This window comes from Mucilaginibacter sp. GW821-FHT07G05 (genome assembly GCF_059418565.1).
The window spans coordinates 243454-260959 of record NZ_JBWKQC010000005.1 but is presented as its reverse complement, the minus strand read 5'-3'; the positions used below and the strand labels follow the sequence as shown (position 1 = coordinate 260959).

Annotated in this window: 16 protein-coding genes; 8 read left to right on the top strand and 8 right to left on the bottom strand. The window is 45.9% G+C overall.

Annotated features, from left to right (window positions below):
* Window positions 1–79 precede the first annotated feature (79 nt).
* The 8 genes from AC07NA_RS14830 to AC07NA_RS14795 all read right to left on the bottom strand — a co-directional run bounded on the left by AC07NA_RS14830 (window position 80) and on the right by AC07NA_RS14795 (window position 7111).
* Window positions 80–1204, bottom strand: coding sequence for an FAD-dependent monooxygenase (locus tag AC07NA_RS14830; RefSeq protein WP_494898343.1), 1125 nt, complete (start codon window positions 1202–1204; stop codon window positions 80–82).
* A 60-nt stretch (window positions 1205–1264) separates the two neighbouring features.
* On the bottom strand, window positions 1265–2122 hold the full coding sequence (locus AC07NA_RS14825; protein WP_494898341.1) for a helix-turn-helix domain-containing protein: 858 nt from the start codon (window positions 2120–2122) through the stop codon (window positions 1265–1267).
* A 295-nt stretch (window positions 2123–2417) separates the two neighbouring features.
* Window positions 2418–3593, bottom strand: coding sequence for a carboxymuconolactone decarboxylase family protein (locus AC07NA_RS14820; RefSeq protein ID WP_494898339.1), 1176 nt, complete (start codon window positions 3591–3593; stop codon window positions 2418–2420).
* Window positions 3593–4168 (bottom strand): flavodoxin family protein, encoded by a 576-nt coding sequence (locus AC07NA_RS14815; RefSeq protein ID WP_494898337.1) that lies wholly within the window; start codon window positions 4166–4168, stop codon window positions 3593–3595. The genes AC07NA_RS14820 and AC07NA_RS14815 overlap by 1 nt, the downstream gene beginning before the upstream one ends.
* Before the next feature lie 123 nt (window positions 4169–4291).
* A complete protein-coding gene (locus tag AC07NA_RS14810; RefSeq protein ID WP_494898336.1) occupies window positions 4292–4798 on the bottom strand; it encodes a nuclear transport factor 2 family protein in 507 nt (168 codons plus the stop codon).
* A 59-nt stretch (window positions 4799–4857) separates the two neighbouring features.
* Entirely contained in the window at window positions 4858–5841 is a 984-nt protein-coding gene (locus AC07NA_RS14805; RefSeq protein ID WP_494898335.1) for an aldo/keto reductase, read from the bottom strand.
* 10 nt (window positions 5842–5851) lie between these two features.
* Entirely contained in the window at window positions 5852–6247 is a 396-nt protein-coding gene (locus tag AC07NA_RS14800) for a (R)-mandelonitrile lyase (RefSeq protein ID WP_494898334.1), read from the bottom strand.
* 12 nt (window positions 6248–6259) lie between these two features.
* Window positions 6260–7111: an aldo/keto reductase gene (locus AC07NA_RS14795; RefSeq protein WP_494898332.1), complete on the bottom strand. Its 852-nt coding sequence runs from the start codon at window positions 7109–7111 to the stop codon at window positions 6260–6262.
* A 150-nt stretch (window positions 7112–7261) separates the two neighbouring features.
* On the opposite strand from AC07NA_RS14795, the gene AC07NA_RS14790 reads away from it, so the two are divergent.
* From AC07NA_RS14790 to AC07NA_RS14755, 8 genes are all read left to right on the top strand, one after another.
* On the top strand, window positions 7262–8158 hold the full coding sequence (locus tag AC07NA_RS14790) for a helix-turn-helix domain-containing protein (protein WP_494898331.1): 897 nt from the start codon (window positions 7262–7264) through the stop codon (window positions 8156–8158).
* A gap of 99 nt (window positions 8159–8257) precedes the next feature.
* On the top strand, window positions 8258–8731 hold the full coding sequence (locus tag AC07NA_RS14785) for a (2Fe-2S)-binding protein (protein WP_494898330.1): 474 nt from the start codon (window positions 8258–8260) through the stop codon (window positions 8729–8731).
* Entirely contained in the window at window positions 8728–9363 is a 636-nt protein-coding gene (locus AC07NA_RS14780; RefSeq protein WP_494898329.1) for a cytochrome c family protein, read from the top strand. Before AC07NA_RS14785 ends, AC07NA_RS14780 begins: the two co-directional genes overlap by 4 nt.
* A 34-nt stretch (window positions 9364–9397) precedes the next feature.
* Window positions 9398–11569: a xanthine dehydrogenase family protein molybdopterin-binding subunit gene (locus AC07NA_RS14775; protein WP_494898327.1), complete on the top strand. Its 2172-nt coding sequence runs from the start codon at window positions 9398–9400 to the stop codon at window positions 11567–11569.
* A gap of 10 nt (window positions 11570–11579) precedes the next feature.
* Window positions 11580–12716, top strand: a complete 1137-nt coding sequence (locus AC07NA_RS14770; RefSeq protein ID WP_494898325.1) for an XdhC family protein — start codon at window positions 11580–11582, stop codon at window positions 12714–12716.
* A gap of 3 nt (window positions 12717–12719) precedes the next feature.
* Entirely contained in the window at window positions 12720–13295 is a 576-nt protein-coding gene (locus AC07NA_RS14765) for a nucleotidyltransferase family protein (RefSeq protein ID WP_494898324.1), read from the top strand.
* 97 nt (window positions 13296–13392) lie between these two features.
* Window positions 13393–16677, top strand: a complete 3285-nt coding sequence (locus tag AC07NA_RS14760) for a glycosyl hydrolase (protein WP_494898322.1) — start codon at window positions 13393–13395, stop codon at window positions 16675–16677.
* Window positions 16678–17092: 415 nt separating this feature from the next.
* Window positions 17093–17422, top strand: a complete 330-nt coding sequence (locus AC07NA_RS14755) for a transcriptional repressor (RefSeq protein ID WP_494898320.1) — start codon at window positions 17093–17095, stop codon at window positions 17420–17422.
* The last annotated feature ends 84 nt before the right edge of the window (window positions 17423–17506 follow it).

Here is a 17506-nt window from a genome sequence, read left to right as displayed (position 1 = left end):
TCCACAAAACTAAAATATATGAAGAGGAAAACCCTGAAAGGAGTTTTCCTCTTCATATATTTTATTCACTACCTGGGATTTAAAAACCAAACCCATCTTTATATCTTTTAAGAATGACTTCTTCCGTTTTCGGAATCAACATATCTATGCCGAAATTTACCACACTGGCCTGCACTTCTTCAACAAAAGGGCGGAAACTCTTGTTATATTCATCGAACGCCAATTCATAGTCGCCATTACATTTCTCAAAAGCATCGGCAAGAGCGGCTGCCCCGTCTATGGCCAATGAGCCACCACGACCGGCGGCCGGCGACGGACAATACCCGGCATCGCCTACAAGTGCTACTCTGCCTTTTGTCCAGGATGGCATCTTTATCTGGCAGAGCTTATCAAAGTAAAACCCGGTGGTTTGCTGAACTTCTTCCAGCAATTCAGGGGTTCGCCAGCCGGTTCCCTTAAACTGATTCAAAATGATATCCCGCATCTGTTGTTCGTTACGGTAGTCATAAGGAAATTCCTTTTCCGAAGAAAAGGCGAGGCAGATATCAGTTTTGTTATTGTAGGCGTTCAGCATTACCGTTTTACCCGGTTCGCTGTACATTTGGGTAGTGTTCTCCGCAATCAGCAGCTTATTTACAATGCTGATAGAAAAATAGGCTTGAAGAAAATGAGAGAACTCAGCTTCATCTCCAAACCAATGCTTCCTTACGGCAGAATGAATACCATCACAGCCGAATACAAGGTCAAAGGTCTGTGTTGAACCGTTTTTAAAGCTGACCTCTACATGGTTAGTTGCTTCCTTCAAGCCGGTGATGCTGTCGCCGAAAACGAACGTAGTATGGTCTTTAACCGAATCGTACAAAAGATGCAGGAGAAAATCGCGTTCTACTTCATATTCTATTTCACCACGCTCAACTTGATTTTTTTGATGATAATCAATTCGTTCTGTTATATCGTCCGCGTTTTTTAACGACATGCATTCCATGGTTAGTTTATTGGCCACTATCTGATCTAACAGCCCCATGCGTTTTACTATGTCGATAGTGTTTTCAAGGATATTTACCGGCGTACCACCTTTTTTAAGACCGGCGGCAATTTCAACTATGGTAACCTGATACCCTAACCTGTTCATCCAGTAAGCGGTACATAGCCCGGCGAAGCTGGCACCGGATATCAGTATTTTTTTGTGATTCGCTGTTTTCATTGATACAAAGTAACAGCGAATACAGAGGAGAGGGTAGGCTGTAACAATGTAAGTATTGCACTAATCGCGGTTTTTATGCCGGAAAACCAAAGGCGATACACCCGCCACTTTGGTGAACAACCGGGAGAAATAAGGGTAATCATCATAACCTAACGCAGCAGCGATCTCTTTAAGCGATTGGTTGGAATGGTAAAGTAAACGTTTAGCTTCTAAAATAACGCGTTGCTGGATATGATGAGAAACCGGGTGCCCGGTAGTTTTTTTAACACATTCGTTCAGGTAAGCGGCGGATAGATGCAGTTTTTCGGCATATTCTACAGGCCTTTTAAGCCGGGTATAATGCTGCTCCAAATGCTCCCGAAAGGCCTTTGTTACAAGTTCTGACCGGGATAGCTTGTCTGCCGGTTTGGTTTGCTCCACATAGGTTGCCAGGATCAAACCAACGAGGGCATTGCCATGATCTCGCAGCAGGGATGTGTAAAGTTGGTCTTTTTTTCGTTCGGCCATTTTAATGCAAAGTGCCGCCGATTCGCACAGTAGTCCGAATATTTCCGGGTTTAGTTGTATCGGGGCGGCAGGGCTGATGCTTTCAAGCAAGGTTATGTAATCGGGCTTCAGAACTTCATTAGTAATGGCCCAGGCACTAACGGTCACATTATCATAGCCGATAATGCGGTGTACCTGATCGGGGTGCATATAAATAGCAGCCGGCGACAGGATCTGATAACGTTCAAAATCGATTTCCATAGTTACGCTTCCTTTTTCAAGGAGGAAAAAAGAATGACGGTCATGGCGCTCCGGTTGTTGCCACTCGCCAAGATCAGGAAGGTTTTCAAAAGCCAGCTTTTCAATGCTAAAACCCGAGCCTGTTTCGTCGCCGAACTGATTGACTGGTATAGGGGCTGTTTTTCTGGGCATTGTTCCGGATATTACGGAGTAAGATAGTTTTTTTAATTTAATCAGGCAGTGTGCAGGCTATGCTGATGAAATTAGTTGATGCAATCTGTATACAAGATCTATATTCAAGTAGAATAATAATAGTCGCTTTCTGCCGTATAATCTTGAACGGCTCGCAATATTTTTCACTTCATAAATGCATTGACCAGCGCGTTCCGTGCGTTTCAGATCATCGATTTTTGTAATCAGATTCCATGCTCATTTTATTAAGTTAATAAATTGGACTGGTCAGTGTGTAGTAACAAACTACTTTACACTATTTTGGAACGCTGTGGTCAATGACACCTGAATTTCCGGCGTACTCTTCGTCTGTCACTTTCTCCAGCCAAACTACCGGACCCTTTCCGTTATTGGGGCCCAGGGTGATATGCGACATCGAACTATCCGGCGATGCGCCGTGCCAATGAGCAACATTAGCCGGGCATTTGATCACGTCACCTTTGCGGATCAATCGAACAGGCTGGCCTTTTTCCTGGTAATAGCCTGTACCATCTGTAATTAATAGTATTTGTCCTGATGGATGTTTGTGCCAGTTTGAGCGTGCTTTGGGAGCGAAAGTTACATTACCGACTGAGGTGCTGGTGGCGGTATCAACGCTCGTTAGCATATTTACCCATACCTCACCCGCAAAATTATTGCCCGAAACTTTATTTCCCTTTGAAAAAGTAGGCTCATGAATTTTAGTTTGTGTGGAAGATACCATGTCTGTTTTCACGGTACCAAACATGGCATCGATGAAACGTGTAGCAGCATGCCCGGCATCCAAACTGATAACGGTTGACAATTGGGTAGCTATGCCCCGCAACTGGCTTTCAGTTAAACCAGTATGTCGCCCCACACCTAAATGACTCCGAAGCTGGTTTTCGGCGCCGCCTATTGTGGCCAATATTGAAATGGTTGCTATTTCGCGGCTTTGATAGTCAATATTATCCCTCCCAAAAATATCGCCGAACAGATGTTCCTTTAAAAAGGTATCAATTACCGGAACAAACTCCTGCGTAGAGTTGGCCGACCTCCCGGTAAGTTTCGCCTGCACATCTTTGCCAAACCGGTATTTATTGCCATTGTAGTTTATTTTTGCAGGCACCTTACCTGTTATATCGGTTTTGCCTGATAGCTTCCGGTCGTTAACAACGGTTTGAAAGGTACTTATGGCGTTCAGGCTTCTTGGAAAACCTGCATAAGCGTATAACTGTACCAAAATTTCCTTGATCTCGTTAACGGCCAATCCTTCGTCAAGCCCCTTAGCCAAGGCTGCTTTCAAACCAACCTGATCGCCTTTGGCGGCGTATGCGGAAATTGTAACGATGGCTTCCTGTTTGGGCGATAACTGTAGTTCGCCTTCATTTATCTGCTGGCCATATACTATTGACCCCATGTTTACAGCCAATGCCAGGCAAATGGAAACGATTGTTTTTATGATGGTGTTCATTACTTAATAATTTTTAACTTTTTTAACCATGTTTTAACCTCTTCCTGTGCCTGTTTTTCTTTAGCGCCATTAATTGCGAGGAGAATACCATCTCTTTCTACGCCACCTTTTGTGGTATAGCCATCAAGCACGGTGCTATTTGGGCAAAGCTGTTTTACGGTTTCAAAACTACTGCCAACTCCATAGCCTGCATTGGTATTAAAAGGAATAACTGTTTTGCCACTGAGGTTATATTGCTTTAAAAAGCTTTTCATTGGCGGCGGCAGCTGCATTCCCCAGGTTGGAAAACCAACAAATATTATATCATATTTTTCTATGCTATCGATCTTTGTTTTTAATGGCGGGGAAAAACCTGTTTCATTTTCATGGGCTACCTGTGCTACAATGGCCTGGTAATTTTCGGGGTAAGGCTTAACCAATTCCAAAGCCACCAGCTTACCGCCAACCTCTTTTTGAATAATCTGTGCGATTACCTGCGTGTTTTTGGTTCTGCTTAAATAAACGATCAGCACGTTTTTTTGCGGGGTAAGTAATGGTTGAGCTTTTGAGTATCCTGCTATGATACTAAACGCCATCGTTATGAGTAGATAACAAGCTGCTTTTCTTTTCATAATGGTTTCAATGATAACTTAAGTAAGCTGTATGTTTGGGCGTAATTGTCACGCTCGATTTTCATTATTACTCAGCAAATTTTAACGTTAATGTTGCGGAGTTTGAGGGATGTTAGTTTTCATTTTAACCGGCCGGGTCAATGTTGAAAAGGTGAGGGAGCCCATTTTCCATTTGCCGTTTTCTTTAAGGTAGACTTCTGTTACCATAAAGGCATGCACAACCTCGTTACCGCCCACTACCGCCAGCAAATCAATGTCATTTAGCAGAATGGCAGTATTACCGAACATGTTTACCGATGCGCCGTAAACTTCCGCTTTTTTATACCAGATGAAGCCACCTTTTATCGTGTTCAGTTCCTGCGTTTTCCCCCAGCTGCCGCCCATGTGGACAAATACACAATTTTCGGCAAACAGTCCGCTTAATGAATCTACATTCTTATCTGCCATCCATGTCCATTTCGTTTTAGAGAGGTTGAGTATTTCCTGCTCTTCTTTGTTTGTGCTTGTTGTTGAGGCTGTAGGTAACTTAGCCTGGGCATAAGATATTTGAGCGCAAACTATGCACAGGAACATTCCGATAATTGCTTTTTTCATAACATTGATTTAAGGTATACGTTGGGGAATTATTAACACGATGGTATAGCCCATCCGGATTAACGGTTGATCATTTTTTGTGCTTGTTCAGAGTAACGATGGCCCTGAATTTCGATATGAGCCAGTCCGTCTCTGATCTGTTTCAGGTCTTGCTCAGATAGCTGAACATCGGCAGCGCCCGCGTTTTCTTCCAGCCGGTGCAGTTTTGTTGTGCCCGGTATTGGTACTATCCACGGTTTTTGCGAAAGCAACCAGGCCAGCGCTATTTGCGCGGGTGTAGCGTTTTTATCAGCGGCAATTTGCCCAAGTACATCCACTAATGCCTGGTTGGCTTTCCGGTTCTCTTCAGAAAAACGCGGAACGGTATTGCGGAAATCTGAACTGTCGAACTTGGTATCTTCATTTATGGCTCCGGTTAAAAACCCCTTACCTAACGGACTGAAAGGTACAAACCCGATGCCCAGCTCTTCCAGTGTAGGCAGTATATCCTGTTCGGGCTCTCTCCACCACAAAGAGTATTCACTTTGTAATGCGGCTACCGGTTGTACTGCGTGCGCTTTACGGATTGAGCCTGCACCGGCTTCTGAAAGGCCGAAGTGTTTCACTTTTCCTTCACTTATGAGGTCTTTAACCGTGCCTGCTACATCTTCTATCGGTACGTTAGGATCAACACGGTGCTGATAGAATAGGTCTATGCGATCTGTTCTCAATCGCTTTAATGCTGCTTCTGCAACCTCACGTATGCGCTCCGGGCGGCTGTCTGTACCAAGCGGCGTTTTGCCCTCTTTAAACCCAAACTTAGTAGCTATCACTACCTCGTTACGAAACGGCTCCAAAGCCTCTCCTAATAGCTCTTCATTGGTAAATGGTCCGTAAGCTTCGGCAGTATCAAAAAAAGTAATGCCGCGCTCAAACGCCGCCCTTATCAGTTTAATGGCATCTTGTTTTTCGGTAGCCGGTCCGTAACCAAAGCTCAAGCCCATACAACCTAAACCCAATGCTGATACTTCCAGTCCGCTATTTCCTAATCGTCTCTTGTTCATGTTTTAATGTTTAACTGTTGTATTGTTCATCAGTAACCTGCTCCATCCAATCTACAGGGGAGCCATTTTCTTTTTCCTGTACGGCAATATGGCTCATGGCGGTGGTAGCCGTTGCGCCGTGCCAGTGTTTTTCATTCGGTTCAAAATAAACCACGTCGCCGGGGAATATATTTTCTTTGCTGTCACCTTCACGCTGTACCCAACCTGCTCCGGCTGTAACAATGAGTGTTTGCCCGTACGGGTGCGTATGCCAGGCTGTGCGGGCGCCCGGTTCAAAGGTGACCAATGCCATGGCTACCCGTGCGGGTGCAGGCGGTTCGTTCAACGGGTCAATTCTTACAGTGCCTGTAAAATATTCGGCAGGCCCTTTTCCCGAAGGACGTAAGCCAATACGGTGAATTTTCATAGTGTTTGATGTTTAACTGTTTAATTTTCGTTCGCCAAGCCATTTCACCATCACCGGATCGCGGTGATCAAAAAAGCTGCTGGCATTGGTATCAAGCGTTTTAATTTTCTCCATCTCTTCGCTGGTCAGTTCAAAATCAAGGCTGTTCAGGTTCTCGGCCATCCGTTCTTTACGTACCGATTTAGGAATGGCGACAACTCCTCTTTGTGTAAGCCAGCGCAGTACTACCTGGGCAATTGATTTACCGTATTTATCACCGATAGATTGCAGCAACCCGTTCTTAAACATATCATTCTTACCTTCAGCAAATGGCCCCCACGATTCTATCTGTACGTTGTTATCTGCCATAAATTGCTGCGTTTCAATTTGCTGATGAAAAGGGTGCGTTTCAATTTGGTTAACAGCCGGAACTATCTCGTTATGAATGATGAGGTCGATCAGGCGGTCGGGGTGAAAATTACTTACGCCGATAGCCCTTACTTTTCCTTCTTTATACAATTCTTCCATTGCCCGCCATTCACCGTAAACATCACCATAAGGCTGGTGAATCAGGTACAAGTCAAGATATTCCAGTTGCAGTTTCTTTAACGAAGCTTCAAAAGCTTTCTTTGTTCCTTTATAACCGTCAGATTGTATCCAAAGTTTGGTGGTAACAAAAAGCTCTTCCCTGGCTATGCCGCTCCGTTTTATCGCCTTGCCTACGGCTTCTTCGTTCATGTATGATTGTGCGGTATCTATCAGCCTGTAACCGGTTGCTATGGCATCCGCTACACTTCTTTCACATTCTGCCAAATCGGTCACCTGGAATACGCCGAAACCTAAAACAGGCATCTCAACACCGTTATTTAATTTTACTGTTTGCATTATTCTTTTATTAAACAATACAAAGGTCATACCCATGAGTTTTTAAAACAGTATACATATTACGGATGTTTCTACCATTATTACTGATTTGGCTGTACTTATTAACTACGCGTGATTTATTAGTGTAAATTAGATTTAAAAGGAAGATTTATGGATACCATGCACCGCTTTAACACCATCAGTGAATACAACGCGTTTAATAATAATGAAACCAAACACCCATTGGTAAGTGTGGTCGATCTTTCAAAGGCCGACCCAAGACAAGGTTCGCAAATGTACTTTGGCTTTTATGTGGTTTTTTTAAAGGATGTTAAGTGCGGCGATCTTGTATATGGCAGAAACGTGTATGATTACCAGGAAGGGACTTTGGTAATGATGGCACCCGGCCAGGTAGCAGGTGTAAGAGGCAATGGCGATTACTATCAACCCAAAGGTTACGCGCTTGTATTTCACCCCGACCTGATACATGGTACATCGCTTGGTCGCCGTATTCAGGAATATTCTTTTTTCGGTTACCAGTCAAACGAGGCGTTACACTTATCTGAACGGGAGAGGAGTATCGTTCTGGACTGCCTCGCCAAGATCGAGTATGAACTGGACCGCGGTATCGATAAGCATAGCAAAGGCCTCATTGTATCCAACATCGAACTTTTTTTAGATTACAGTGTTCGTTTCTATGAAAGGCAGTTCATCACCCGCGATCATGTATTGCAGGGCGTTTTAGAGCGGTTTGAGAATTTACTGAACAAATATTTTGAGTCGGATAAACCGCAGACCATTGGATTGCCATCTGTTAACTATTGCGCGGAACAATTGAATTTATCTGCCAATTACTTTGGCGATCTGATTAAGAAGGAAACAGGCAAATCGGCTCAGGAGTATATACAAGCCAAGTTGATAGATGTGGCCAAAGAGAAAGTTTTTGACGAAAGCAAGTCTATCAATCAAATTGCTTTAGAACTGGGGTTTAAATACCCTCAGCATTTTACACGGGTTTTTAAAAAGCGGGTTGGGCACACGCCTAATGAGTACCGTTCTTTAAATTAATATTTGGCACGAACAGGTTCCGGTTGAATCCGTTCTAAATATCACATAACATAAATAAGAATTAACATTAAGCAAACAGAACCACCAAAGCATAAAAATATGATTTCACTAAATGTTAATGAAAAAGTCTACAATGTCGATGCCGATCCCAACATGCCATTGTTGTGGGTTATTCGCGACATTATAGGCCTTACCGGCACTAAGTACGGTTGCGGCGTAGCCCAATGCGGTGCCTGTACCGTGCATGTGAACGGCGAAGCGGTACGGTCATGTGTAACTAAGGTGAGCCGCGCCGAAGGACAAAAAGTAGTAACCATTGAAGGGCTGTCGCAGAACAATAATCACCCTGCTCAAATTGCCTGGAACGAGGCAGATGTGCCGCAATGCGGTTACTGCCATTCCGGGCAGATCATGTCTGCTGCGGTATTGCTGCGCGAAAATCCAAACCCTAACGATGCTGATATCGATTCGGCCATGGCGGGTAATATTTGTCGTTGCGGTACATATCAGCGCATCCGCAAAGCTATCCACTTAGCTGCCGAATTGCAGAGGAAGGAGAGCGCCAGTAAATGAAACAGCAAATAAAAATTCCGGTAAAGGCACTGGCTGTAATTACGGTATTGCTAACTATGGTTGGCATTATGGCGTTTACCGTCAACAGCGATAATTATAAAAAGGAGCGTATCACAGAATCGCCTTTGACGGTGGTGAAGAAAGACAGCGTAGCATCTGTAAAAGCATTTAAGCAGGTTTATTCGGTGTTGATGAGCCCCCGCTGCATGAACTGCCACCCATCCGGCGATGTGCCGTTACAGGGTGACGATAGCCACTTGCACACCATGTCGCCAAAAAGGGGTGTTGATGGCAAAGGGATTTACGCCATGAAATGTGCTAACTGCCATCAGCCAACTAACACACCCGGATTACACACCCCTCCGGGCAACCCCAACTGGCATTTGCCGCCTGCTGATATGAAAATGGTTTTCCAGGGCAAAACGCCGCGCCAGTTAGCCCAGCAGCTAATCGACCCGAAACGCAACGGGCATAAAGATTTGAAGAAGCTGATAGAGCATGCCGATGACGGCCTGGTACTATCCGGCTGGAACCCGGGCGAGGGGCGTAAACAACCTCCGATGAGCCATGCCGCTTTCAAAAAAGCCTGGCTAACCTGGTTAAACACGGGGGCTTATGCGCCAAAAAAATAAGTTTAAAGTTCAATTGATGCTTAAAAAATAAAATATGTCAGTATCTGAAGAAGTTGAGAGTCTTTCGAGGAGAAGTTTTCTCAGGATAGCGGGCTTGGGCAGTACCGCTCTTTGCCTGGGCTTGTACATGTCGGGCAATGCAGAAGCGAAAGTGATTAATGCGACACAAGAAGTTGCAGGGGACGAAAGTATTGAACTGGCGGCCTGGATCATTATCAATACCGATGGTAAGGTAACACTCATTAGTCACCGCTCGGAGATGGGGCAGGGCGTATACCATTCTGTGGCGCAGATTATAGCCGAAGAACTTGAGGTAGACCTGTATGGCGTAGATATTAAATTTGCGCAGGGCGATGAAAAAAAATACGGCAGCCAGCTTACCGGTGGTAGTTCAACTATCAGGGGTAGTTATAAAAACCTGTTAAAACTAAGTGCTACCGCGCGTGAGGTTTTGATAATGGCCGCTGCTGCCCGCTGGAATGTACCGGCAACCGAGTGCCATGCCGAATTAGGGCATGTGATTCATAACACATCCGGTAAGAAATTTCATTACGGCGAACTGGTAGTGGAGGCTTCTAAAATAGCCGCGCCAAAGGATATCAAAATCAAACCCCGCTCGGCCTATAAGGTGATCGGAAAGCCGCTTCACCGCCGCGATTCACCCTTGAAAACCAATGGTGAAGCCATCTTCGGAATCGATAAGCGGATCCCTAACCTGCATTTTGCCGCTGTGGAGCGCAACCCGCGCCTGCGTGGTAAGGTTAAAAGTTTTGATGCTTCGGCTGCCTTAAAAGTTCCGGGTGTGAGCCATGTGTTTAAGGTGGTGATGGGCATTTGGGAAACCGACCGCGAAGGTGTGGCTGTTGTGGCCAATTCAACCTGGGCTGCCATGCAGGGTAAAAAAGCGTTACGTGTAGAGTGGGACGATACCGGCTTTGAGCATGTAAATACACCTGAAATATATAGTCGTCAGCGCGAACTATTGCAAACCAGCGAGGGCTTGTCGTTAAAAACTCAAGGCGACCCTACGGGTATTATCGCGCAGGCGAAAGATAAGTTAGATGTGATCTACGAAACGCCCTATCAATCGCATAGCTGCATGGAGCCGGTAAACTGCGTTGCTCATTTTCAGGGCGATAAGGTGGAGATATGGGGGCCTGTACAGGCACCCAACTGGATACAGGATTACCTGAGTAAAAAAATGGGACTGGCAAAGGAGAATGTCATCGTTAACATGACTTTTTTAGGCGGTGGGTTCGGCCGTAAAGCCATGCCCGATTATCCGCATGAGGCCGCGGTGATCTCCAAAGAAATTGGCGCTCCGGTGCAGGTGGTTTGGTCGCGGGAGGATGATGCCACGCAAGGCCCTTACCGTCCCGGTATTTCATACCGTTGCGAAGGCGTTATAGAGAACGGCGGTATCAGCGCGGTTAAGTTCCGGATGGCCGGCCAAAACAATGATCACTGGCGGGGCGGCGATAATGGCAGGCCGAACCGCAGCACTTCGGAAGGTTTTTTAAAGCCTTATTACGATACCATCAAGAACCTCAGTTTTGCCGATGTGCCGTTTAAAACACCAATACCAACCAGTTTTTGGCGCTCGGTTTATGCATCAACCAATGGTTTTGCCTACGAAAGTTTTTTAGATGAACTGGCCCATAAAGCCGTGAAAGACCCGCTCGACTTCAGAAGACAATATTTGACAGATGAACGCAGCCGTAAGCTGATTGACAAGATGGAAGAAGTTTCCGGCTGGAAAAGCAGGCAGAAGAACCAGGGCTATGGCGTAGCCATCACCGAGTGTTTTGCCAGTACTGTTGGGCATATTGTTAAAGTATCTAAAAAACCTGCCGGGGGCATTCACATCGATAAGGTTTGGGTTGTGGTTGATTGCGGCTGGTACGTAAACCCCGATATTATTAAAGCGCAGGTAGAAGGCAGTGTGCTGATGGCCTTGGGGGCTGCAACAGTACATGAGATCACCTTTAAAGATGGCATGGTAGAGCAGCGGAACTTTTACGATTATAAAATGCCGAGGATAACCGATATGCCGCTCACCGAAGTGCACATTATGGATAATGACGAAGACGCAGGCGGCATGGGTGAACCGGGTTTACCGGCATTTGCCCCGGCATTAACCAACGCCATATTTGACCTGACCGGAAAACGGATAAGGAAGTTGCCTTTTGATTTGGCCACCGTTTAAATTAAACCATTTGAAAGAGCTCAATGAAATTGTAAAAGCTTACGAACTTGCGGTAAGTGCCGGAAAGCAAACGGCATTGGCCACAGTAGTACATGTCGAAGGCTCTTCGTATCGCAGGGCCGGTGCCCGTATGCTGATTACGGAAGACGGACAGCTAACCGGTGCTATCAGCGGCGGCTGCCTGGAAGGTGATGCCCTGCGAAAAGCACGCCTGGTAATGGCAGAGCGAAAAACTATGCTGGTTACCTATGATACCACCGATGAGGACGATGCGAAACTTGGTGTAGGTCTGGGCTGCAACGGTATTATTCAGATCTTGATAGAACCGATCATTGCTGAGCATCCGGCCAATCCTATCAATTTATTCCGCTCCTTTTTAAGCAAGCGTGATGCTGCCGTGTTGATCACCCTATTTAATATGGACGACCGGCAAAGGGAACAGTATGGTACCTGCATGCTGATTGAAAAAAACGGACAATACACCGGCAAATTAGCCGATGAAATTATTGCTGAAGAGATAGTGACCGACGCGTTACAGGTGCTTGAACACGGTAACCGCGATAATAAAAAGTACCTCTACCAAAACGGGTATACCTGTTTTATAGAACTGCTTGAACCTGCAATAGCATTGGTTATTGCAGGTGCCGGAAACGATGCGCTGCCACTGGTGCAGATGGCCGGTGTACTGGGATGGCACATCACGCTTGTTGACGGGCGGGCCAACTATGTTACAACAGAACGGTTCCCTTTAGCCCACAAACGGATTGTTGCACGCCCGGATGAAGTGTTGAACCACCTCACTCCCGATGCCCGCACGGTGTTTATGTTGATGACGCATAATTATAACTACGATAACGCGCTGTTGAAAAACCTGTTGCCGCTACAATTACTATACATCGGGGTATTAGGCCCCAAAAAGCGCCTCAACCGGATGCTTGAAGAATTTGAAGGTATAGAGCGTTTCTTGCTTGATCCTGAAATTTTACACGGCCCGGCCGGGTTGGATATCGGGTCAGAAAATGCCGAAGAGATCGCGTTAGCGATACTTGCCGAAATACAGGCGGTTATAAAGCAACGCGACGGCAAACCTTTAAAAGATAAAACGGTAGTTCATGAACGGAACCATATTGTAAGGGCATTATCCTGAGCGATGATAACAGTAGTGATACTGGCCGCGGGTTCATCAAGCAGGATGGGCAGGCCCAAACAAAACCTGGCAGTAAACGGAAAAACATTGCTGCAACAGGCTATAACTGATGCGCAAAATATTACCGAACATGTTGTAGTAGTGCTGGGGGCAAACATTGATGTTGTTGAGCCTACAGTTAGCGGGCTTGGGGTTACTATTTTACATAACGTAGAATGGAATGAAGGGATGGCTTCGTCCATAAGAAAAGCCATCGTTCATATCCATAAAAATAAAACCATAAATAAAGCCCTATTTATGGTTTGCGACCAGCCTTTCGCCGGGAAGCAAATACATCTGTTAGATGAAACGGCAACGGCATCAGCCCATGGCATTATCGCGAGCGGGTACAGCGGAACATTTGGTGTGCCAATGGTTTTCGAAAGGCGATACTTTGAACAATTAAGCAGTCTGACGGGAAACGAAGGCGCAAAAAAGATAGCGGCCGCCAACCCAGATGATCTGCTCATTGTTCCATTTCCTGAAGGGAGTATTGATATCGATACCGAACAGGATTACCGGTCATTTACTGAAAATTGATTGCATTTATTGCAGCCTGTGCTTAATACTGCACAATAAGGACAGATAGGGATGGTTAGGTAATAATTTATGATAGCTTTGGCAAAAACCTGAAGTAATGAGCCTGAAAAATCTATTCGTCCGTATTTGGGCCGGATGTGCCTTGTTAGCTATAAATACTTTTTCGTTGCTGGCTCAAACTGCACCTATTGTGCCTCCGCATGATGAATTGAGCCGCAGCTTTGGCGATTACGATAAAACAGCCTTCGCGTCGCCTGCTAAGGTATATTATCCCGAAACCTGGTTCCATTTGATTGGCGGTAATGTTTCTAAAGCAGGTCTGACGGCTGATCTCGAAGCCATTCAGCGTTCGGGTATCTCGGGTATACAGCTTTTTCACGGGCAGTTTGGCGGACCATGGCCGGGTGTTACGCCCCAAATAGCCTGTCTTAGTCCGCTATGGGAAGATGCCATACACCATGCTGCCGAAGAATGCAAGCGTTTAGGTTTACGATTTACTATGCAAAATTGCCCGGGCTGGGCTATGTCGGGCGGGCCATGGATCACTCCGGCTAATGCCATGCGACATTTGGCCTGGAGTCGTACCGATGTAAGCGGCGGCAAAGTGATCAGCATTCATCTGGAAAAACCACAGCCCAGCAACGAGCCCTGGCGCGATTATAAAGATGTTACCGTACTTGCTTTCCCTACACTTGCGGGCGATTCTGGCAAACCGCTTATGCCACAGGCTGCTAAAGGCAGCGGCAACATCGCCTGGGCCGATGTGTTAACCAGTAGTACCGAAAAACCTGTACGGCTTGCAGCGGCTACAAGTGGCGCACCCTATTTGGCCGAAGCCACATTTGCCGACACCGTAACTATACGTACCATCGAGTTGCCCAGTGTAAACAGCATGAGCCACGCCTGGAACTACGAGCCCGGTGTAAAAATAAGGGTAGAGGCACTTTTGGCAAACGGCAAAACAAAAGAGATACTGAATACCAATGTGCCGGCAGCAAACTTTCAGGACGGGCAACCGGTTACGCTGGCATGCCCGGAAACCAAGGGCGTAAAAAGCATTAAGCTATGGATAGAAAATAAGCACGATATGACGCTTCGTTATATCCGTTTCTATTCGGCGGCACGCAAAAACAATTGGGAGGCCGAAGCCGGGTGGACACTGCGCAATATTGACCGAGCCGGTGTAAAATATGATCAGTCGAAAAACGCGTCTATCGACCCCGCGCAGATAGTTGATATCACTAAAATGACCGATGCCGATGGCAACCTGAAATGGAAAGCCCCGGCAGGCCGGTGGACAATTTTGCGCATAGGCCATGTTAACAGTGGCAAGCAAAATGGTCCGGCTCCGCCGGAAGGTACCGGCTGGGAATGTAATAAACTATCAGAAGCAGGTGCCGATGCGCACTTTGCTGGCTATATCGGTCGCCTTTCGGGGGCCAATGGCGTAGTAGGTGGCGGCTTATTAAAAGGTATGCTGATGGATAGCTGGGAATGTGAAACACAAACCTGGACAGACAATATGGAAGCCGAGTTCGGCCGTGTATCGGGCTACCCGCTGCGCAAGTGGCTGCCTGCTATTTTCGGTTATGTGTTAAAAGACCAGGAAACCACCTTCCGCTTTTTGCACGACTGGCGGTATACTATTAATGATCTGTACACCAATAAATTTTATGGACGCATGGCTCAGCTGGCCAAAGCGAACAACTTAGCGGTATCTTACGAAACAGCAGCAGGGGATGTTTTTCCGGCTGATATTTTAGAGTATTACAAATTTGCCGATGTACCGATGTGCGAATTCTGGCAGCCGTTTAACAACTATTTTGTGGGTTCATTAAATTTTAAGCCGATAAAACCGGCGGCATCGGCAGCGCGCCTGTATGGCAAACCACGCTTAGGGGCCGAAGCGTTTACCTCTTTCGAGCTTACGTGGGATGAACAATGGCCCATGCTTAAAGAAGTGGCTAACCTCAATATGGTTGAAGGCGTAACGCATTTGGTATACCATACGTACACGCACAATCCCAAAGCCGATTCGCTGAAACCCGGAACTTCCTTCGGCTCCAACATTGGTACGCCATTTTTGAGGCAGCAAACCTGGTGGCAACATATGCCGCAGCTAAACGGTTACTTTGCCCGGTGCAGCTATATGCAGGAGAGGGGCAAACCCGTATCGGATGTACTTTGGTACCTGGGCGACGAGATAGGCCACAAGCCCGATCAAAACGCGCCATTTCCCGAAGGGTTTAAATATGATTACTGTAACCCCGATGTTTTGCTGCACAGGCTAACGATAGATAACGGCATGTTAGTTACTCCCGAAGGGATACAATACCGGGTATTGTGGCTGCCCGAAACCACGCACATGCTGCCTCAAACTCTTGAAAAGCTAAATGCGCTGATCCGTGCCGGGGCTACGGTTATTGGCAACGCGCCAAAAGAATTGGTTACGCTTAGCGGCGGTACTAACGCGCAGCTGCGTTTTAATGCAGCTGTGAAAAACATTTGGGGCAATACAGCAACAACCGGTATGCGCAAACTTGGTAAAGGTGTTTTATTATCGGGTATCAGTTTAAATGATGCCTTAACAAAACTCCAAATAGCCCCTGATGTTACCGGCGGCAACGCGCTTTGGACACACCGCCGCGCCAATGGTGCCGACTGGTATTTTGTTACCGCGGCCAAAGGCGGCCCGTTCAATGGCACTCTTGATTTTAGGAATACCGGTAATATCGAAATTTGGGATCCGGTTACAGGTAAGGTAACGCCTGTAGCAGGCACAACCAATGGCAACCGTACATCACTGCAATTCAATTTGCCGCAGGCAGGCTCGTGCTTTGTGGTATTTAATCATAACAAAAAAACAGGCGGGCCTATCAAAACATTGCAGGTGGCTTCGGTGATTAACCTTACCACTCCGTGGAATCTTGCTTTCCCCGAAGGATGGGGCGCGCCGAAGACTATGCAGATCAACGAACTTAAACCGTGGAAGGACCTGGATATGCCTGCCGAAGCAAAAGCTTTTTCGGGTACGGCTACTTACACTACGACTTTCACTGTTGATAAGGCTCAGCCGGATACGCGTTATTTACTTAACCTGGGTACGGTAAGCATGATAGCCAAGGTAACGCTTAACGGAAAAGAGGTAGGTACAGTATGGTGCGCGCCTTACCAGGTAGATATAAGCAACGCGGTTGTTGCCGGCAGTAATGCATTGAAAATAGAAACTACTGGTACCTGGTTCAACAGGTTAGTATATGATGCCGGGCAGCCCGAAGATCAGCGAAAAACCTGGACAATAGCAGGGCCACCAAAAGAAGTCCCCTTGCGGAACAGTGGTTTGCTTGGGCCGGTAACGGTATCAGTTCAAAAAGAGCTGTAGCGCCCCCATTTTCTGTGAGCTTTGGGAAAACTACGTGTCATCTCGAAATGAAGTGAGAGATCTTCTTCGCCCTGCATATTTTCGATTTGCTTGATGAAGAAGATTTCTCCTCGTACCTCGTTCGAAATGACAAAAAATGGCCTGCACTGTGACTTTACCGGGTGTACCTGCTGTTTATGTAAATAACTAAAGTGTTAAGCGATCAACATGGAACCATCGTCAACTTCGATTTCATCAGGAAAAATTGAAAATTAATAGAAAACACAGATTTCCTACAGAATTGAAAACGAATTTAGTCTGCAAAATTGGTTTCATTTTATGTCATTTGATATTATCCCGCTAAAAATCGTCGCTATTCAAGCCCAAACATATTGTCCTTTGTATTGATGCCCTTTGCAACCTCTATCACAAATAAATGAAAAACACGGTTTCAAAAGCAGGCAGCAAGCAAGATCTGAAAAATGAAATTTTAACTGGTCTGCTAAAAGAAGGGTTAATCAAAGCACATAGTAAGCACAGCTTTATTGCCGAGCGGATAGTAAAAGTATATAAAGAGCTTAAATCATTCAATGATTACATCAGCGCCGATGATCTTTGGGCAAAGCTCCATAAGCGTGGCAATGCTTTTTCAATAGCCACAGTATACAAGTATTTAAACTTCCTTACCTTACTGGGTTATGTAGAACGTACAAGGAATTCCTATAAGCCTGATCTGTTTCGAATGATAGCCAATATTAACCCTTAGCCTGCCCCAATTTTCGGTTCTATCAGCTTAAACTATTTGTAATGTAATTGCGTAAATTGCAACAGGCTGTGTTCAATATACATG

Excerpts from the sequence above, each read along its gene's own strand:
- AC07NA_RS14790 (WP_494898331.1), top strand. The coding sequence starts at position 7,262 with ATGGATACCATGCACCGCTTTAACACCATCAGTGAATACAACGCGTTT.
- AC07NA_RS14830 (WP_494898343.1), bottom strand. The coding sequence starts at position 1,204 with ATGAAAACAGCGAATCACAAAAAAATACTGATATCCGGTGCCAGCTTC.
- AC07NA_RS14815 (WP_494898337.1), bottom strand. The coding sequence starts at position 4,168 with ATGGCGTTTAGTATCATAGCAGGATACTCAAAAGCTCAACCATTACTT.
- AC07NA_RS14825 (WP_494898341.1), bottom strand. The coding sequence starts at position 2,122 with ATGCCCAGAAAAACAGCCCCTATACCAGTCAATCAGTTCGGCGACGAA.
- AC07NA_RS14795 (WP_494898332.1), bottom strand. The coding sequence starts at position 7,111 with ATGCAAACAGTAAAATTAAATAACGGTGTTGAGATGCCTGTTTTAGGT.
- AC07NA_RS14775 (WP_494898327.1), top strand. The coding sequence starts at position 9,398 with ATGTCAGTATCTGAAGAAGTTGAGAGTCTTTCGAGGAGAAGTTTTCTC.
- AC07NA_RS14785 (WP_494898330.1), top strand. The coding sequence starts at position 8,258 with ATGATTTCACTAAATGTTAATGAAAAAGTCTACAATGTCGATGCCGAT.
- AC07NA_RS14800 (WP_494898334.1), bottom strand. The coding sequence starts at position 6,247 with ATGAAAATTCACCGTATTGGCTTACGTCCTTCGGGAAAAGGGCCTGCC.
- AC07NA_RS14810 (WP_494898336.1), bottom strand. The coding sequence starts at position 4,798 with ATGAAAAAAGCAATTATCGGAATGTTCCTGTGCATAGTTTGCGCTCAA.
- AC07NA_RS14780 (WP_494898329.1), top strand. The coding sequence starts at position 8,728 with ATGAAACAGCAAATAAAAATTCCGGTAAAGGCACTGGCTGTAATTACG.
- AC07NA_RS14765 (WP_494898324.1), top strand. The coding sequence starts at position 12,720 with ATGATAACAGTAGTGATACTGGCCGCGGGTTCATCAAGCAGGATGGGC.
- AC07NA_RS14820 (WP_494898339.1), bottom strand. The coding sequence starts at position 3,593 with ATGAACACCATCATAAAAACAATCGTTTCCATTTGCCTGGCATTGGCT.
- AC07NA_RS14755 (WP_494898320.1), top strand. The coding sequence starts at position 17,093 with ATGAAAAACACGGTTTCAAAAGCAGGCAGCAAGCAAGATCTGAAAAAT.
- AC07NA_RS14760 (WP_494898322.1), top strand. The coding sequence starts at position 13,393 with ATGAGCCTGAAAAATCTATTCGTCCGTATTTGGGCCGGATGTGCCTTG.
- AC07NA_RS14805 (WP_494898335.1), bottom strand. The coding sequence starts at position 5,841 with ATGAACAAGAGACGATTAGGAAATAGCGGACTGGAAGTATCAGCATTG.